General features: G+C 69.5%; 11 protein-coding genes. 8 read left to right on the plus strand and 3 right to left on the minus strand.

The window, feature by feature from the left end; all coding sequences use genetic code 11:
* Positions 1-20 precede the first annotated feature (20 nt).
* The 3 genes from FBF36_RS02065 to FBF36_RS02075 all read left to right on the plus strand — a co-directional run bounded on the left by FBF36_RS02065 (position 21) and on the right by FBF36_RS02075 (position 5,519).
* Positions 21-413: a VOC family protein gene (locus tag FBF36_RS02065; protein ID WP_009393693.1), complete on the plus strand. Its 393-nt coding sequence runs from the start codon at positions 21-23 to the stop codon at positions 411-413.
* A 341-nt stretch (positions 414-754) separates the two neighbouring features.
* On the plus strand, positions 755-4,570 hold the full coding sequence (locus FBF36_RS02070; RefSeq protein ID WP_009393684.1) for a WD40 repeat domain-containing protein: 3,816 nt from the start codon (positions 755-757) through the stop codon (positions 4,568-4,570).
* Positions 4,571-4,769: 199 nt separating this feature from the next.
* Entirely contained in the window at positions 4,770-5,519 is a 750-nt protein-coding gene (locus FBF36_RS02075; protein ID WP_009393683.1) for a CDP-alcohol phosphatidyltransferase family protein, read from the plus strand.
* Positions 5,520-5,586: 67 nt separating this feature from the next.
* On the opposite strand, the gene FBF36_RS02080 is transcribed toward FBF36_RS02075, so the two are convergent.
* Positions 5,587-6,588: a hypothetical protein gene (locus FBF36_RS02080; RefSeq protein WP_009393682.1), complete on the minus strand. Its 1,002-nt coding sequence runs from the start codon at positions 6,586-6,588 to the stop codon at positions 5,587-5,589.
* Positions 6,589-6,755: 167 nt separating this feature from the next.
* On the opposite strand from FBF36_RS02080, the gene FBF36_RS02085 reads away from it, so the two are divergent.
* Positions 6,756-7,769, plus strand: coding sequence for a TIGR01777 family oxidoreductase (locus FBF36_RS02085; protein ID WP_138137096.1), 1,014 nt, complete (start codon positions 6,756-6,758; stop codon positions 7,767-7,769).
* A gap of 37 nt (positions 7,770-7,806) precedes the next feature.
* Here the strand turns inward: FBF36_RS02085 and FBF36_RS02090 are convergent, their stop codons facing one another.
* Positions 7,807-8,640 (minus strand): class I SAM-dependent methyltransferase, encoded by an 834-nt coding sequence (locus tag FBF36_RS02090; RefSeq protein WP_009396971.1) that lies wholly within the window; start codon positions 8,638-8,640, stop codon positions 7,807-7,809.
* A 184-nt stretch (positions 8,641-8,824) separates the two neighbouring features.
* Here FBF36_RS02090 and gdhA point away from each other — a divergent pair, with 184 nt between their 5' ends.
* A complete protein-coding gene (gdhA, locus tag FBF36_RS02095) occupies positions 8,825-10,162 on the plus strand; it encodes an NADP-specific glutamate dehydrogenase (RefSeq protein ID WP_009396969.1) in 1,338 nt (445 codons plus the stop codon).
* 428 nt (positions 10,163-10,590) lie between these two features.
* Positions 10,591-13,026, plus strand: a complete 2,436-nt coding sequence (locus FBF36_RS02100; RefSeq protein ID WP_225792433.1) for a bifunctional metallophosphatase/5'-nucleotidase — start codon at positions 10,591-10,593, stop codon at positions 13,024-13,026.
* A 138-nt stretch (positions 13,027-13,164) separates the two neighbouring features.
* Here FBF36_RS02100 and FBF36_RS13240 read toward each other — a convergent pair whose 3' ends face one another.
* Positions 13,165-13,302, minus strand: a complete 138-nt coding sequence (locus FBF36_RS13240; RefSeq protein WP_192574990.1) for a hypothetical protein — start codon at positions 13,300-13,302, stop codon at positions 13,165-13,167.
* 225 nt (positions 13,303-13,527) lie between these two features.
* On the opposite strand from FBF36_RS13240, the gene FBF36_RS02105 reads away from it, so the two are divergent.
* Positions 13,528-15,687, plus strand: coding sequence for a 5'-nucleotidase C-terminal domain-containing protein (locus FBF36_RS02105; RefSeq protein ID WP_225792434.1), 2,160 nt, complete (start codon positions 13,528-13,530; stop codon positions 15,685-15,687).
* 218 nt (positions 15,688-15,905) lie between these two features.
* Positions 15,906-18,314 (plus strand): bifunctional metallophosphatase/5'-nucleotidase, encoded by a 2,409-nt coding sequence (locus tag FBF36_RS02110; protein ID WP_009396963.1) that lies wholly within the window; start codon positions 15,906-15,908, stop codon positions 18,312-18,314.
* Positions 18,315-18,500: the final 186 nt, after the last annotated feature.

The following is an 18,500-nucleotide window of genomic DNA, read 5'->3' on the forward strand; positions in this document are numbered from 1 at the left end:
CCAGTGGCTAGCCTGGAGGCATGATCGATCATGCCTCTGTGAGTGTCAGTGATCCGGCGGCCTCGAAGGCCTTCTACGAGGCGGCGCTCGCGCCGCTGGGCTACCGCGTGGTCATGGAGTTCGGGCCCGTCACCGGACTGGGAGGGCCGACGCCCGGTGCACCGGAGGACGCCCCGGTCCACACGGACCTGTGGCTGGCCCCGGCGGAGCACCCGACGCCCTGCCATATCGCGTTGGCGGCGTCGTCGACGGCGCAGGTGGACGCCTTCCATGAGGCGGCCCTGGCGGCGGGCGGCACCGACAACGGCGGTCCAGGCGAGCGCCCGCACTACCACCCCGGCTACTACGGGGCCTTCGTCCTCGACCCCGACGGTAACAACCTCGAGGCCGTCTTCCACAGCGCCGGCGACTGACCGCCGACTGCGCGCCTCACCTCCGCCTGAGCCCGCCGTCGTCGGGGATACTTCTTCGTGGTCGGGGATGCTCGACGTCGCCTCGGCGACAGCGGGCGAGAAATCTCCGGGAGTCTCGGGAAGATATCGACGCGGTGGGCGAGTCGGGTGCCGCAGGCAGCGCAACGCCCTCCTGCGCCCGTCCGAATGGGGCGCGGTGGCGCCGAAGGCGGCGCCTCAGCGTGTCGCGCGCCCGGCGTGGCGCCCTCTCAGCCCTGGATTTGCCAGATATCACTCAGGTAACTGCTCGCAATCGGCTCAAGATGCCGCAGATACCTTGCAGAGATCTCTAGACTTCAACCATGACTGTGCCTTCAGAGACCTCGGCGACGATCGACCCTCGTGAGGTGTCACTGTATGCTGGCCACTTCGACGCGCTGTGGGGTGTGGCCTGGAGCCCGGATGGCACGCGGCTCCTGTCCGGATCGCACGACGGCACGGCCCGGGTCTGGGACGCGAACCGCGGTACCGAGCTGTTCGCGCTGGCCGGCCCCAGCCTGTCCATCAGCGCAGTGGCCTGGAGCCCCGATGGCACGCGGCTTCTCACTGCGGCGGAGGACCACAGCGTCCGCGTCTGGGACGCGACCACCGGCGCCGACCTGCTGACCCTGGGGGTCGGTGGCTCCGGCGTGGGAGGGGCGGTGGCCTGGAGCCCCGACTCCACCCGCATCCTCACCAGCTTCGACGACGCCTCGGCCCGCATCTGGGACGCCTCCAGCGGTCAGGTGGTGCGCACGCTGTCGGGGCACACGGAGCACCTCACCGCGGTGTCATGGAGCCCGGACGGGACCCGCGTGGCCACCGCCTCCGACGACGGCACCGCCCGGATCTGGGACGTCACCACCGGTACCGAGCTGCTGCGCGTGGGCCCCATGGCCTTCGTGGGACGCGGCGCCACCATGGGACCCGACGGCCGGCCGACCCACGTCGGTCCGATCGAGCCGATGACGGGCCTGTCATGGAGCCCGGACTCGCGCCGCATCATCACCGCCTTCGACTCGGCCGAGCCCCGGGTCTGGGACGCCGCCACCGGCGAGGAGGTCCTCAGCCTCCACGGTCGCGAACGCCGCTGGGTCAGCGTCGTCTCCTGGAGCCCCGACGGCAGTCGCATCATCACCGACGACATCTCCGGCACCACTGCCCACATCTGGGACGCCGCCACCGGCGAGGAGCTGCTCAGTCTGCGCGGCCACACCCAGTGGGCCTGCGCCCTGGCCTGGAGCCCGGACGGAACCCGCGTGGCCACCGGCTCGCACGACGACACCGTGCGCGTCTGGGACGCCGCTACCGGCCAGACCCAGCTCGTCCTGGGGGCCGGCAACTCCGTTGAGACCGTCTCCTGGAGCCCTGACGGCACCAGGCTCACCATCGGCGCCAAGACCGGCGGCAACCGCGTCTGGGACGCCACCACCGGCGAGCCGCGGCTCACGGTGGACAACGGCGCCCGGGAGCTGAGCGAGGTCGTCTGGAGTCCGGACGGCACCCGCCTGGCCACCTCCTCCTACCTCTCACCGCGCGTCCTCATCCTCGACGCCTCCACCGGTGAAGTCGTCCAGGCCCTGACCGCAGGGGAGGACGACGTCAACGACATCGCCTGGAGCCCGGACAGCGAGCGCATCCTCACCGGCCTGGGGGACGACCGCGCCGCGATCTGGGATGCAGCCCGCGGCGAGCGCCTCCTCACCCTTGAGGGGCACAGCGACATGATCACCTCGGTCGCCTGGAGCCCCAACGGTCAGCGCGTCCTGACCGGTTCCCAGGACGGGACGGCCCGCATCTGGGACGCCACCACCGGCGAGGTCATCCACACCTACACCGGCAACTGGGTGCGCGACGTCGTGTGGACGCAAGGAGGCCCTCGCGTCGTCACCGGCAGCGCCGACGGCGCCGCCCACGTCTGGGACGTCATCACCTCCGGCGAGCTCGTGACATTGCGCGACGATGCCGCCATGGTCCGCTCCTACGCCTGGAGCCCCGACGGCACCCGGGTGCTGGCCGGCTTCGACGACGGCGTCGTGCGCGTGTGGGACGAGGTCTCCGGCAAGATCGTCCTGTCCCTGGCCGGCCACCGCTTCGGCGTCACCGACGCGCAGTGGAGCCCCGACGGCATGCGGATCCTCACCGGCTCCGAGGACGGCACCGTGCGCCTGTGGGACGCCACCACCGGTGAGATGACCGGGCTGTTCCTGTGCTTCCTGCCCGACGGAGGGGTCGCCATCCTCGACGCCCCCTCTCTGAGCCTGCGCTCGGGCCCCGGGGAGGTCTGGGACTACCTCGGCCGCCCCGAGATCCTCGCCGGCCAGCTCACCCGCGTGGGCGTGGAACGGCGCCAGTACCTCAACTCCGCCCCGCTGCCCGGGGTCGTCGCGGAGCCGGCTCCGGCTGAGTTGGCCGACGAGGGGTCGACGACGCAGGAGCCGGCCGAGGCGCCCCAGGTACCTGAGACCACCGAGCCCTCCGAGGCGCCGGAGGCCGTCGCACTCGGTGATTCCGCTGATGCTTCCTCTGCACCCACGGAGCAGGCGGCTGAGCCCGCACCGGCCGAGTCCGGTGCAGCTACGGAGCAGCCCGTCGGCTCCCAGCCCGCTGAGGACGCCCCGGCTGAGGCGGAGGAGCCGCCGGTGCTTGCCGGCGAGCCTCTCATCGAGGACGCCTCCCTTGAGACACAGGCCCCGCAGGTCGAGGAGCCCGCCTCCGTCGAGACCGAGAAGACTGTGAGCCCCGCACCAGTCGCCGCCCCCGAGGCGGAGGACCCGGCCACTGCTCACCAGGCCCGGCACGCGGCGGCGACCGCCCACACGCCGGCTGAGGCCGCTGCGGTCCCCGACGCCGTCGGGCAGCCGGTCGCGCAGGCTGAGACCGAGCCGGTCGCCGCTCCGACGGGGGAGACCCTTCTCGTCCAGCCCTTCCCTGTGGACCAGGGCCTCGTGGATGGCGAGGTGAGTGCGCCGGCCGTGACGCCGTCTCCGATGGTTGAGATGCCGCAGGCCGTGCCAAGCCCCGCAGAGACCAACGAGGAGGCCGGCGCTCCGGCGCCCGCCATCCCGGTGCCTGAGACGAGTTCGGCCGACATCGCGCGCCGAGCCCGGCACGCCGCCGCCACCGCTCAGACCCCGGCAGAGTCTGCCCCGGAGCAGGTCGTCGAGGACGGTGCCGACGCGGCCGCGCACGCCGAGTCGGAGCCGGCCCCGTCGACCCAGGTGGTGCAGTCCTCCGGGACGGCCGAGTCCGCCTACGAGCCGGTGGCGATCCCCGCCGTCGAGCATGCCGGTGGTGAGCCCGTGGCCGCCCCCACAGGTGAGACCGTCGCCCCCGACGAGGGCGATGAGACCGCCCTCGAACTCTCCAAGGAAACCCGGCAGACGCAGAAGGAGGCCCCCGAGGTCGCGGCATCCGTCGAGGCGACGGTACCGTCCGTCGCGGAAACCGCTGATGCCGCGGACGCTGCGGGCCAGGCCGAGGCGACCGACGCCGCCGATGCGGTGGTACCTGAGGCATTGGTGACCTCCGGTGCTGAGGCCGCCCCCGCGCTGACCTCCTCAACGCCCGAGGGCCACGCGGTCCAGGAGGCCCCGAGCGAGCAGTCTCCCGTCGAGCGCCCGGACAGCCAGGAGACCCCGGAGAGGTCTCAGACGCACGCGGAGGCTGAGAATACGGAGGCTGAGGAGGTCGCCGAGGCCCCGCAGACCGCCAAGGAGGCGCCGGTTGAGCCGATCGGGTCCGCTGAGCCGGCTGAGCCGACCCCCGAGCCCTGGGGGAGTGAGGAGCTGCGCCAGCGGATCTACACCGAGGTCCAGGAGTTCGTCGCCGCCATCGCACGCCGTGACGTCAACGAGCTGGCGAGCCGCTACGGCATCGCCGGCAACGACCTGGCCGGCCTTGATGAGCAGCTGGCGGGCCTGTCCTCTTCTGCTTCGGACCTGACCCTCTACCCCGTGGAGCAGGCCGACGACTACGTTGACGGCCACCACCGTCTGGACCTCAGCGAGCTGGAGGGCGGCGGCGTCGTCATCAGCAGCGAGCTGTGGGCCCACGAAGCGACCACAGGTGCGCGCCTCGTCGCCCACTGGAACCCCATGGGGATCTATCCCTTCGACTTCCGCAACGTGAGTATGTGAGTCGTCTCCTGCGCGCCCACCCGGCGCCCGGCAGCTCGAAGTGCGTCCCCGTCCAGCAGGTTCGGGGACGCACTCGGTTCTTCGAGTGGGCCAAGAGGGAGACGGGGATCGCTTACGAGCGGAGCCGGCGGACATGTGCCGGGGCTGTGAACCGCATAGACTGCCCGCCGTCAGTGTTATCCACCGAGAGGGGACGTCTGTGTCGACGGCGCAGTACCCGGCACGGGCCCGTGTCGCCGCCTGGGCAGTGCACATCTTGACCATGTCGGGACTGGTGTGGGCCAGCCTGGCCATGCTCGCCACCATCAACCCCAACCGGAAGATCACGTGGATGTGGGTCTGGCTGCTCGTCGCCCTCGTCGTCGACGGCGTTGACGGCACCCTGGCTCGGCGCGCCAGGGTCTCCGAGATCATCCCCTGGTTCGACGGCGGCATCGTGGACATCGTCGTCGACTACCTCACCTGGACCTTCATCCCGGCGGTCTTCATGTACGTGGCCCTGCCGATGGGGGGCAAACCGGTGGCCGGCCTGCTCATGGCCCTCATCCTGAGCTCGTCGATGTTCTGCTACGCCAACAAGCAGTGGAAGTCCACTGACTACTACTTCGTGGGCTTCCCGGCCGCCTGGAACATCGTGGCCCTCATGTTCTACGTGCTGCAGACCCCGGCGGTCATCAACATCATCGTCACCCTCGTCTTCGTGGTGCTGACCCTGGTGCCCACCCACTACGCGCACCCGGCACGCGTCAAGCGCTTCCGCGCCCTCAACATCGGCGCGGTGGTGGTGTGGTTCCTGGCCACCTGCTGGCTGGTGGCGATCTACCCTCAGCGGCCGCTCAGCCTGGTCGCCGTCATCGTGGTCTCCGGCGGGTGGTTCCTGCTCGCCGGGGTGCTGCGCTCGCTGCGCGGGGCCGAGTCAGAGGCACAGCCCTCCGGTACCCGCTCCTAGCTACTCGATAGCGACCGTACCGCCTGCAGGTCGCAGAAGCGCCGCCCCCGGTGGAGACGACTCCGACTCAGCCGACCCGTGTCGCGCGCAGGCCTCGGGCCACAGCCACGTCACGCAGCCAGCGACCGCCCTCGAGCAGGAAGGTGGCGAGCACTAGGCCGATGACCACCATGACAACCCAGCCGGGGTAGTGGTTGCCGTGCCCGTCGTCGCCGGCCAGGAAGAAGTACACGTAGGGCGCTACGAAGGTGATGAGGGTGACGAGGAAGCCGGCGAAGCGGATGCGACGCCGTCGACCCGCCACCATGGCGATGATCCCCCACGTGTAGGGCGCAGCGGTGACGATATCGATAGTCCACAGCACCCAGGGGCTGCCGCGGAAGCCGGGGGCGTAGACGGCCGGAAGCGCCCGCAGCGAGGAGTAGATGAATACCGTCGCGTAGGCGAGGAAGCGGGGGTTGTGCAGCAGCCGGACGATACCGGCGCGCGGCACCAGGTCCACCTTCGCCTCCTGCAGGGCCGCCAGGGTGTGCCGGGAGACCCGCAGAGGGTCCGTCCCCTCCAGGACGGTGCGCAGGTAGCTGATCTGCTCAGGCGTCCCGGTGGCCCACTCGTCCAGGAGATGGCGAGGGCTCACGGCGACGACGACGGTGCCCTCACCCTCATCGGCCCCGTCGGCCTGAGGGGCCTCGATGTCCTCGGGCGCCTCCGGGGAGGCGATGTGGACGAGGTGCTCGCCCAGGACCGTCCGCAGCAGCTCCAGGCGCTCCCTGGGAACCTCGCTCAGCCACAGGCGCTGCCCGTGCTCAACGGCCAGGGACAGCGCGTGCCCCAGAGCCCAGCCGTGCTCGTCGGGCGCCAGAAGCTCTTCGGGGTTGGAGATCTGTGCCAGCTCGGGCACCTCGGCGACGTTGAAGCGCGTCAGGTCGCCGACACGGTCGACGGCCGCCACCGTCCGCAGGACCTCGGGGTCCAGGACGTGGCGCCGGGTGACGGGCAGCTCGGTGACGGAGCGCAGAGCCATGACATCCATCACGGAGGAGTGGGAGGTAGGGGTGTGTTCGGGCATTGGGATGAGCCTAGAGGAGCGGGGTGCCCGTTGTGTGCATCCTGTGAGTCGATACGGCTCACTCTTCACTCAGGAGGAGGGGCCTTCATCCTGCCCCGGTCCTGGCGCCAGCGGCGTAGTCGGGACTGGGTGGGCACAAGGGTCGGCCGAGGGCCTAGGGTGGGGTCATGGGCACTCACGGAATCCCTCTGGCACCGCCCGGCCGGCGCAGCGGCCCGGGGCTGCTCGTCGTGGCTGGAGCGGGCCTCATCGGATCCCGCCTGGCGGATATGGCCCGGGACAGTGGCTGGAGGATCCGGATCCTCCACCGCAGCGGACCGGGCAAGGCGCCACGGGAGGGCATTGAGGTCGATGCCTCCGGTAGGGAGCACGCCTGGTGGGCTCCCGCCGAGCGTCTCCTGGCACCCGGTGCCCTGGAGGGAGCCGGGGCCGTGGTGTGCCTGTCGGGCGCCCCGATCGCGCCGCGCCCCTGGACGCCGGCGCGCCGTCGCGCGCTGGCGGCCTCGCGCCTTTCCACCACCGCCCTCATCGCCCGGGTCGCCGCGGGCCTGCCCCCGGCGGGGCGGCCCGAGGTCCTGCTGAGCGGATCGGCCACCGGCTTCTACGGGGATCGGGGCGATGAGATCCTCACCGAGACCTGCGGCCCGGGTGAGGGATTCCTGTCTGAGCTGTGCCGGCGTTGGGAGGCCGCTGCCGGTCCGGCGGCGCGGGCCGGGCTGCGCACGGTCCAGTCCCGCACGGGCCTGGTGGTCAGCTCCTCGGGCGGACTGGGCAGGATCCTCGGCGCCGCCTACCGGGTCGGGGCAGGGGCCCGGCTCGGCCGCGGCGACCAGTGGCAGCCGTGGATCGGGCTGGAGGATGCCGCGGCCGGGCTCCTGTGGGCCATCGAGCACGACGACGTCCACGGGCCGGTCAACCTGACCGCGCCCGAGCCCCTGCGCAACCGCGACCTCCACCGGCTGCTGTCCCGAGCCTGCGGCCCGCCCTCGCCGGCGGTGGTGCCCCAGGTCCTGCTGGACCGGGTGGGAAGGGCCGGGGCGACCGGCGGTACCGGAGGCATCGGAGGCATGCTCGCCGAGCTACTCGGTGCCTCTCAGCGCGCGGTTCCCCAGGCGCTGCTCGCCTCCGGATTCCGCTTCACTGCGCCGGATGCGGCCTCGATCTGGGGACTCGGCGCCTGACGCCCGCCCCGGTGCCGGTCGGTCTCGTGCCCCGCTGTCAGGCGCGGGCGATGACCTCGCCGTGCACGACGACGAACCAGGCGTCCTCGCTGCCACCCCACTGCCGCCACGCCTCGGCCATCGTCTCCAGGTCGGCGCTGTCCGCCAGCCCCAGCTCGACGGCCTGCGGCCCGAAGGAGGTCAGGCACCGCTGCGCCCAGGTCTCCGACTGCCAGGCCCGGTCGGCGGGCGTGGCGTAGCACCAGGTGGCGGCCGAGGCCGTCACGTCGGTGAAGCCCGCAGCCCGGGCCCAGGACAGCAGTCGGCTCCCGGCGTCGGGCTCGCCGCCGTTGGCCCGGGCGGTGGCCATGTAGACCGAGCGCCACTGCTCCAGGCCCGCAGGCTCGGGGAACCAGGTCATGGCGGAGTAGACGGCGTCGCGCACGGCCACGATCCCGCCGGGGCGGGTGAGACGGCGCATCTCGGCCAGGGCGCCCACCGGGTCCGTGAGGTGCTGGAGGACCTGGTGGGCGTGGACGATATCGAAGGAACCGTCCTCGAAGGGCAGGGCCATGACGTCCCCGCGGGCCAGCTCCACCTGCTCGGACAGGCCCCGTTCGCTCAGCGTCGCCCGAGCAGCATCCAGGGCGCCGGCCGCGGCATCCAGGGCGACGACCCGTCCCGGGGCGACGTGCTCAGCGAGGTCCGCGGTGATGGACGCCGGTCCGCAGCCGACATCGAGCAGATCCATTCCCGCCTTGAGGTGAGGAAGCAGGTAGGCGGCCGAGTCCGTGGCTCCGCGCCGCGAGTGCGCGCTGAGCACCGGCGCGCTGTGGCCGTGGGTGTAACGCGCCATCCCGGCTGAATCGTCCGAAAGCTGTTCACTGTTCATATCCCGATCATCCGGGAATGTGATCTGTGCTGCGTGAACGTCCGGAATGTGGCCTCCGCTACGGCATATTCCCTCCGGATCGCGAGATGTTTCGTCTCAGTGAACGTCTCGGTGGAAGTCTTCTCGCGGCGCCGCGGCGACCGGCCAGGTGCCGAGCTTATTCCGCTAGGCGAAGGAGTCCCCCATGCAGGACGTTGTCGAGAAGGTCTATGAGCAGGTTGTGGCCCGCAACCGTGGAGAGGTCGAGTTCCACCAGGCCGTCCACGAGGTGCTGGACTCCCTCGGTCCCGTGATCGCCAAGCACCCCCACTACGCCGAGGGCGCCCTCCTGGAGCGCATCGTCGAGCCCGAGCGTCAGATCATGTTCCGGGTTCCGTGGGTCGACGACGCCGGCCAGGTCCACGTCAACCGCGGCTTCCGCATCGAGTTCAACTCCGCCCTGGGCCCCTACAAGGGCGGTCTGCGCTTCCACCCCTCGGTCAACGCCGGCATCATCAAGTTCCTCGGCTTCGAGCAGATCTTCAAGAACGCCCTGACCGCCCAGGGCATCGGCGGCGGCAAGGGCGGCTCCGACTTCGACCCGCACGGCCGCTCCGACGCCGAGGTCATGCGCTTCTGCCAGTCCTTCATGACCGAGCTGTCCCGCCACATCGGCCCGTCCACCGACGTGCCCGCCGGCGACATCGGCGTGGGCGGTCGCGAGATCGGCTACATGTTCGGCCAGTACAAGCGCCTGCGGAACTCCTACGACGCCGGTGTCCTCACCGGTAAGGGGCTGGCCTGGGGAGGCTCCCTCGTGCGCACCGAGGCCACCGGCTACGGCGCCGTGCTCTTCGCCCAGTCCATGCTCGCCACCAGGGGCGAGTCCCTCGAGGGCAAGAAGGTCATCGTCTCCGGTGGCGGGAACGTGGCGATCTACGCCATCGAGAAGGCCCAGCAGCTCGGCGCCATCCCCATCACCTTCTCCGACTCCTCCGGCTACGTCGTCGACGAGGCCGGTGTGGACCTCGAGCTGCTCAAGCAGATCAAGGAGGTCGAGCGCGGTCGCGTGGCCGACTACGTCGAGCGCCGCCCCGGCGCCCGCCTCGTGACCGGCGGCTCCGTGTGGGACGTCCCCGGCGACGTCGCCCTGCCCTGCGCCACCCAGAACGAGCTCGACGGCGACGCCGCGAACACCCTGCTGCGGGGCGGCTGCGGCGTGGTCTCCGAGGGGGCCAACATGCCCTCCACCCCGGAGGCCGTCGAGGCCTTCCAGAAGGCCGGCATCCTCTTCGGCCCCGGTAAGGCCGCCAACGCCGGTGGTGTGGCGACCTCCGCCCTCGAGATGGAGCAGAACGCCGGCCGCACCCGCTGGGACTTCGCCACAGCCGAGGCCAAGCTGACCGGCATCATGGCCGACATCCACGACTCCTGCGTCGCCGCGGCCGAGGAGTACGGCCGCCCCGGCGACTACGTGCTCGGCGCCAACGCGGCCGGTTTCACCCGCGTTGCCGACGTCATGATCGCCCACGGCATCGTCTGATACCTGGCTGATCCGGGCTCGCGCCCCTAGCGACGGCGTCCGCCACCTCCTCTCCGAGGTGGCGGACGCCGTCGTTGTGCCGTGGGAAGGGGCGGGGCGTGCGGGATCAATGCCCTTGGCGGCCAACCGCGTGGCTCGCTCCTCGCCGCGCTCCCGCCAGCCCCATCCACGCCTGCGAACGTCGATCCCGTACGCCTCAATACCGCTCCGTGACGGGCAGTCGAGATCGAGCGATCTACCGACTGGATGAGATCGTAAAAAATACTGCAAAAATCCCGGGAGAGGCGTACCTTGGTGATGTTCCCTTCCTCAAGTGATCCCGATCTCCATCCCTACGTCCCATGAGGATTGACATGAGAATACTTCCAGCTCGCAGAGCACGAGTCTGCGCTGCGTTGAGCGCTCTGGTTGTGGCTGCACTGAGTCCCATGATCTCGGTTCCGACAGCATCCCTCATGCCGCCGGCTGCCGCTGCGGAGAAACCTCCCGACGGCGCTGACGGGCTCCAGGGGGCCGATGATCCGGGCAACAAGGTGAGCATCAAGCTGGTGGGCCTGGGCGGTCTTCATGGTCACTACCTGGAGACGAGCGGGTTCAACCCGGATACCGAGGAGTACGACCTCCCCAAGGACCCCGGCCTGGTCGGGATCGAGTGCGCTGTCCGTGGGATTCGAGAGGACTTCCCCAATACGCTCGTCGTCTCCTCCGGCGGCAATGTCGGCGCCTCGCCCCACGCGTCCTCCTTCCTGCAGGACCGGCCCGTCATCAGCGGGCTCAATACGATGGAGCTGGATGCCTCAGCCCTGGGGGTCCACGCGCTCGACGGCGGAGTGAAGGACCTCGAGGACAGAATCCTGCCCGCCTCCGACTTCCCCATCCTGGCGGCGAACGTGTCCGGCTCCGATGCCCTGAGTGCCGAGGGGAGTGGTCGGGGGGTCTTCATCAAGGAGGTCGACGGGGTGCGCGTCGGCTTCATCGGCGTGGTGACCGACGACCTTCCCGCCCGGACGCCCGCGGCGAACCGGGCGGCCCTGACAGTCTCCCCCGCGGTGGCCACGGCCAACGCCCGCGCCGCCGAGCTCAAGGACGGTGACCCCGCCAATGGTGAGGCCGACATCGTCGTCGTGCTCAGCCATGAGGACATGACCTCCACGGCAACCGGCTTCTCCAAGAACGTCGACGCCGTCGTCGCCGGTCGCAGCGGACAGGGCCACGGGCAGGTCGTCACCGGATTCGAGGGCAATGCGATTCCTGTCGTCCAGCCCGGCCGTTACGGGCGGACCTTCGGGGATGTTCTCCTCGAGTACGATCGAACGACCCGGAAGACATTCGCCTACTACGCGCATAGCACACCCATCCAAGGCTTCGAATGCCGAGGATCCTCTCCCGACGTCCTGAATACGATGTGGGAGTACTACAGCTCCGTCACAGACGTTAAGAAGCAACCGCTGGCGCATATCGGGGCGGACTTCCTGCGGGGTTCCGATGGAAGCGTCCCCGACACCAATGCGGCAACGGAGTCCACGGCAGCCGACCTGGTCGCCGAGTCCTACCGCAGCTGGATCACCGACATCAAACCTCCTGGAACCAGCCACTACGTCGGCATCGTCAATTCCGGTGACGTCAAGAAGGACCTCACCTACCTCGCGTCCGGTAACTACAACGACATCCCGCGCCTGGACCAGGACGGCCTCGTCTCCTACGGGGAGGCGCTCGGCGTCCAGCCCGACAATAAAGCGCTCTCCTACGCCACTCTGAATGGTGCAGAGCTCAAGGCGCTCATCGCTCAGCAGTGGAGATTCCACGCCGATCCTGCCGTGCTCAACCTGGGACTGTCCTCCAACATGGACGTCATTGTCGATCCCGGGGCGACGGCGCAGAGCGGAGCCGTTCCCACAGTGCGTGAGATCCGGGTCGACGGGCAGGTCCTGGGGGACACGGACACAGTGGTCGTGGCCTCCACCCACGAGCTGCTCGACGACGGCGTCGACTTCACCATTCCTGACCAGAAGGTCATCGTCGACGTCGGCTCACTCCACCACAGCGTCTTCATCTCCTACCTGCACTCCTTCGGGGACAAGCCCTTGATGCCGTCCTACTCCAAACGTCAGGTGGGTATGAGTGCGACCCCGAAGCCCGGTCAGGCCGGCACGGTGACAGTGACGATGGACTCCTTGGCCTACACCAACGCCTCCGAACAGACCCTCGGTGCGCAGCGAGTCCGTGCCCGCTCCGGGGATAAGGAGTTCTTCAGTCAGAACATCGACCTGACCGTGGACCGCAGTGGCCCCACCACCGGAAAGGCGAGCTTCGACCTCACGTTCCCGGCCGATGCGCCCACCGGCGCCTGCCGCACAGCCTCCGCGGACAGCTGCCGCTGGGTGACCCTGGAGTCCGTGAACGCCGCCGGCCGGGTCCTCAATAGCTTCTACGTCGAGGTGCCGGCCGATGCGGCGCCCACGGCAACGCCGTCGGCCACTGCCAGTGCACAGCCGGTCCCACCCAGTGCGCCGTCGGCTGCGCCCTCGACGCCCAGTGCCGGGCCGTCGGCAGGTGCCACGGCGACGGCGGGCCCCAGCGGCAGTGCCGGTGCGGTCCCGGATGGGAAGGCGACGGCCTCACCCGGAGGCGGGAGCGCTGACGGTGCCACGGTGCCGGTCGGCGGTGCGGGCGGTCTGCCTGCCGCCACGAGCTGGGCGAGTACCACCGCCCCGGAGGTCCGCGGAGCCGGCGCGAAGCCGGCCGGTGGTTCGGGCACCTGGCCGCTGGCCCGCACCGGTACCTCCCTCAGCGCGGGCGTCGTCGCCCTGACCCTCATCGTCGGCGGCTACCTCATCCTGCGCCGCAGACGCCAGGAGGGATGAGGGGGCAGCGATGGTGCGGCCCTTCTCCTTCCACGTTCTCTCTGCACTCTTTTCACGCTGACCTAAGGACATATCATGAGGCTCATATCGCGAAGGCGGGGACGAGTCTGCGTCGCATTCAGCGCGCTGGCCCTCGCTTCACTCAGCCCTCTTTCCACCGCCGCGCCCTCCGGGACGGTTCCACCTCAGGGCGCCGGACTGCCCGACGTTGCTGTGCCATTGGACTCCCCGGATGGGGGAGTCCCCATCGACCTCGTTGGCATCTCCGATCTGCACGGCTACATCGAAACGACGTTCCATAAGAATCCGGAGACTGGCGAGGTCGACCTCAACAATGTGGAGAATCCCGGTGTGACGTCCCTGGCGTGCCATTTGAGCCGGGCTTACAGAGCGAATCCCAATGCGTTATTCGTCTCGTCGGGAGACAATATCGGGTCGTCATACTACCTGTCGTCCTACATGGATGATGAGGGGACACTGGATGTGCTGGAGCGGTTCCGCATGGATGTCTCTGCGCTAGGGGTGCACGAGCTCGACCATGGTCTCGGTGACCTCGAGGGTCGGGTTCTTCCCTATGCGACATTCCCCATCCTGGCGGCGAACGTGTCCGGCTCCGATGCCCTGAGTGCCGAGGGGGACGGTCGCGGTGTCTTCATCAAGGAGGTCGACGGGGTGCGGGTCGGCTTCATCGGTGTGGTGACCGATGAGCTGCCCAAACTGGTCTCCTCCTCCACCCGGGCACAGCTCACGGTCGCCCCGGCGGTGGCCACGGCCAACGCCCGCGCAGCCGAGCTCAAGGACGGTGACCCCGCCAATGGTGAGGCCGACGTCGTCGTCGTGCTCAGTCACGAGGACGCGGCCTCCACGGCGACGGGCTTCTCCAAGAACGTCGACGCCGTCGTCGCAGGACGCAGCCACGTCTCCTACGCGCAGACGGTGACCGGGGTCGAGGGCAATGAGATCGCCGTCGTCCAGCCCGACCACTACGGTCTGAAGCTCGGGATGATTCGGCTCAACTACGACCGGGACACCAAGAAGGTCTCCGTCGCCAACGTGGAGAACCGCGATCTGAGGCAGGAATACTGTCATGAAGACGATTTCGGCGGCATCAATATCTTCTCATATAAGAGATACAACAAGATGATGGATCTGGGGGCTGCCCGGGCGGTGGCGCAGCTCGGCACCGACTACTTGCGTGGATCGGACGGTGTGACCCCCGGAGCCCACACCGGCACCGAGTCCACGGCGGCCGACCTGGTGGCCGAGTCCTACCGATACTGGCTCGCCGACATGGATCCCATGGAGCAGCCGCCAGCCTCCACACACTATGTGGGAGTAGTCCGGGCCGACGACCTCAAAGCCGATTTCCGCTACAAGAGCACCGGGAACTATCACGGAGAAGTGCCCGCTGACCAGGTCGACGGCCTCTTCACGGTCGACGAGGTCCGTAACGTCTCGCCGGATGACAAGGCCATGGGATACCTCACCATGACCGGTGCCGAGCTCAAGGGGCTCATCGCCCAGCAGTGGCGCCCCGGAGCGGATTCGGTGGCTGTCCAGCTGGGGCTGTCCGCCAACGTCGACGTCATCGTGAACTCCGCGGCCCAGACCGAGGACGGCGCCGCTCCCTCGATTCGCGAGGTCCGGGTGGACGGGCAGGTCCTGGGGGACACGGACACGGTGGTCGTGGCCTCCACCCAGGAGCTGCTCACCGGCGGCGCCGGCTTCACACTCCCCCATGGAAGAGGGGTTGTGAACGTCGGTTCGCTCGGACGTGACATCACCACCAACTACCTGGCCTCCTTCAACCAGCAGATACTCAAACCGAGCTACGCCAAGCGTCAGGTGGGTATGAGTGCGACCCCGAAGCCCGGTCAGGCCGGCACGGTGACAGTGACGATGGACTCCCTGGTATACACCCACCCCACGGAGCAGGTTCTCGGGGCTCGCCGTGTGCGCGCCGTGTCCGGGGACAAGGAGTTCTTCAGTCAGAACATCGACCTGACCGTGGACCGCAGTGGCCCCACCACCGGTCAGGCGAGCTTTGACCTCACGGTTCCGGCCGATGCACCCACCGGCGCCTGCCGCAGCGCGGAGGCCACGACCTGCCGCTGGGTCACCTTGGAGTCCGTTGACGGCGTCGGCCGGGTTCTCAACAGCTTCTACGTCGAGGTGCCGGCCGATGCGGCGCCCACGGCAACGCCGTCGGCCACTGCCAGTGGCGGGCCATCGGCCGCGTCTAGCACTCCGTCGTCCACTCCCGGCGCGCAGCCGACTCCGTCCTCGACCTCCGGTGCCGGGCCGTCGGCGGGTGCCACGGCGACGACGTCGGCTGCGCCCGGTGCCAAGGCGGCTCCGTCGGCCTCGGCGGCTCCCAGTGGCGGTGCGGTCCCGGATGGGAAGGCGACTGCCTCACCCGGAGGCGGGAGCGCTGACGGTGCCACGGTGCCGGTCAACGGTGCAGGCGGTCTGCCTGCCGCCACGAGTGGGGCGGGTGCTGCCGCTCGTGAGGCTCGCGGCGCCGGTGGTGGTCAGCCGATCGGCGGCTTGGGAGCCTGGCCGCTGGCCCGCACCGGTACCTCCCTCAGCGCGGGCGTCGTCGCCCTGACCCTCATCGTCGGTGGCTACCTCATCCTGCGCCGCAGGCGGCAGATCGACTGACGTGGATCGCGGCAGGTCTGACACAGGCTGACGCAGTGATACGCGAATCGACACTCGTGCCCGCCACCCCACCAGGGGAGGTGGGCACGAGTCCTGGGTGATGAATGTCAGTGAGTTCCGTGAAAAAATGCCTCGTGTCGCGCGGTCACATACGGTTAGTCATGTTCCTCTCCTCATCTTTTCCCGGGTCACCATCCCTCCGCCTGACAAGGAACGACATGCGACTGCACCCCACGTGGGCCGTCAAGGTCGGCGCCGTCATGTGCGCGCTCACTCTGACAGCCCTCAGTCCCTCCCCGCTCACCCCGACCGCCGGTGCCGACGAACCGGCCGCGCCGGCTGACGCTCCGGCCAGCGGCACCACCACCATCGACCTGCTGGGCATCACCGACCTGCACGGCCACATCTCCCGTACCACTCAGACGGACCGCAACACCGGGCAGACTTCCGTCGAGGACCCCGGCGCCGTCACTCTGGCCTGCGAGGTCTCCGCCGCCCGCGCCACCAACCCCAACACTCTGTTCGTCTCCGCCGGAGACTCCGTGGGTGGGTCGGCCTACGTCTCCTCCATCCTCCAGGACCGCCCCACCATGGAGACGCTCAACGCGATGTCCCTGGATGCCTCCGCCCTGGGCAACCACGAGCTCGACCAGGGCCTGACCGACCTGGAGACGCGCATCCTGCCCGCCTCGAACTTCCCGATCCTGGCCGCCAACGTCTCCGGCTCGGCTCCCTTGAGCGCCGAGGGTGTCGGCAAGGGAGTCTTCATCAAGGAGGTCGGCGGTGTGCGCGTCGGCTTCGTCGGCGTCGTCACCGATGAGCTTCCCACCCTCGTGTCACCCTCAGCCCTGTCCACTCTCACCCTGAGTCCAGCGGTCGCCTCCGCCAATGCCCGTGCCGCCGAGCTCAAGGACGGCGATCCCGCCAATGGTGAGGCCGACGTCGTCGTCGTGCTCAGTCACGAGGATGCCGCCACCACTGCCACCAGCTTCGGCGGGAGTGTCGATGCCGTCTTCTCCGGACACACCCACGTGCCCTTCGCCCAGACCGTCACCGGTGCTGAGGGCAACCAGATCGCCGTCGTTCAGGCCGACCACTACGGCTGGGCGCTGGGGCGCATCCGTCTCAGCTATGACCCCGCCAGCCGGAAGACCTCGGTGGTCAGTGCTGACAACAAGGACCTGCGCAGCTCGAACTGCACCACCGACGCCTACGGCGTCGCCGGGATCGTGTCCCAGGCGGAGAAGGACTCCGCCACCGAGGGCGGCAAGCCGCTGGCCCGGATCGGATCGGACTTCCTGCGCGGCTCGGACGGCTCCGGACCCGGCGCCAACCGAGGCACCGAGTCCACCGCCTCCAACCTCATCGCCGAGTCCTTCCGCAGCTGGCTCGCCACCGACATCCAGCCGGCCGGCTCCACCCGCTACGTGGGCATCATGAACGCCGGCGGCGTGCGCGCCGACCTGCTCTACGCCGCCTCCGGCTCCGAGGGTGATGGCGTCCTGACCTCGGGGGAGGCCTACACCGTCCAGCCCTTCGGCAACGAGATGGCCTACACGACCCTCACCGGCGCCGAGCTGAAGGCTCTGCTGTCCCAGCAGTGGCAGCCCGGCTCCAGCCGGCCCGTCCTCACCCTGGGGCTGTCCAGCAACGTCGACGTCCTCACCGAGGCCAGCACCGATGCCGCTCACGGGACTGAAGCCGGAGCCGCCCCCGCGATCCGTGAGATCCTCGTCGACGGCAAGCCGCTGGCCGACGGCGACAGTGTCGTCGTCGCCTCCAACTCCTTCCTGCTGACCGGCGGCGACGGCTACACCGTCCTGAAGGGCAAGCCCGTGACCAACACCGGCGTCCTCGACCGCGACGTCACCTCCGCCTACCTGGCCTCCTTCGGCGACCAGCCCGTCAAGGCCGACTACTCCAAGCGGCAGACCGGGATGACCGTGGGGCCCGTGTACATCAGCTCAGGCGGCGCGCGCAGCACCGACATGGTCTCGGTGACCCTGGAGTCCCTGGCCTACACCAACGCCTCCGAGCAGGCCGCCGGCGCCCGGCGCGTACGCGCGAGCACGGGGAGCAAGGAGATCCTGACCAAGGACCTCGACCTCACCGTCGACGCCACCGGCCCGACCACCGGGCGGGTTGACTTCAACCTCACGTTCCCGGACGACGCACCCACGCGTGCCTGCCGTACGGTCCAGGCCACCACCTGCCGCTGGGCCACCGTCGAGACCCTCGATGCCGCAGGCACGGTTCTCAATCGCTTCTCGGTCGAGATCGAGGGTGAGGCTGTGGACGACCCCGGTGCGGACGCCGGTGCCAGCACGGCAGGGAGCGCAGACACGGCGGCGGACGAGGCCGGCGGCGAGGCGACGTCCACCCCGCAGGCCGGTCGTGATGCTGATGAGGCGTCCGTGGGTGGCGGCACCGAGCCATCCGCCGGGAGCGGCGCGCCGCCCGCAGCCGCTGCTCCTGAGGCCCGTGGTGGCAACGGCGCTCAGCCGGTCGGTGGCTCGGGTGGTTGGCCGCTGGCCCGCACAGGTGCGTCCCTGGGTGCAGGCGTCGTCGCCCTGATCCTCATCGTCGGCGGCTACCTCATCCTGCGCCGCAGACGGCAGGTCGACTGACGTGGATTGACGCGCGCCGAGGTGGTCTCACACCGAGCTGCTGCAGCGACGCGCGAATCGACGCTCGTGCCCGTCGCCCTCACCAGGGGTGGCGGGCACGAGTGCTGGGTGGCGGGTGTCGGCGGCGCCCGTGGGGCGGACCCTGTTCTCAAAACAACCTATAGATTGTATTGTGAGTCACAAAGG

This window comes from Actinomyces sp. oral taxon 171 str. F0337 (assembly GCF_005696555.1).
Classification (GTDB): Bacteria; Actinomycetota; Actinomycetes; order Actinomycetales; family Actinomycetaceae; genus Actinomyces; species Actinomyces oris_E.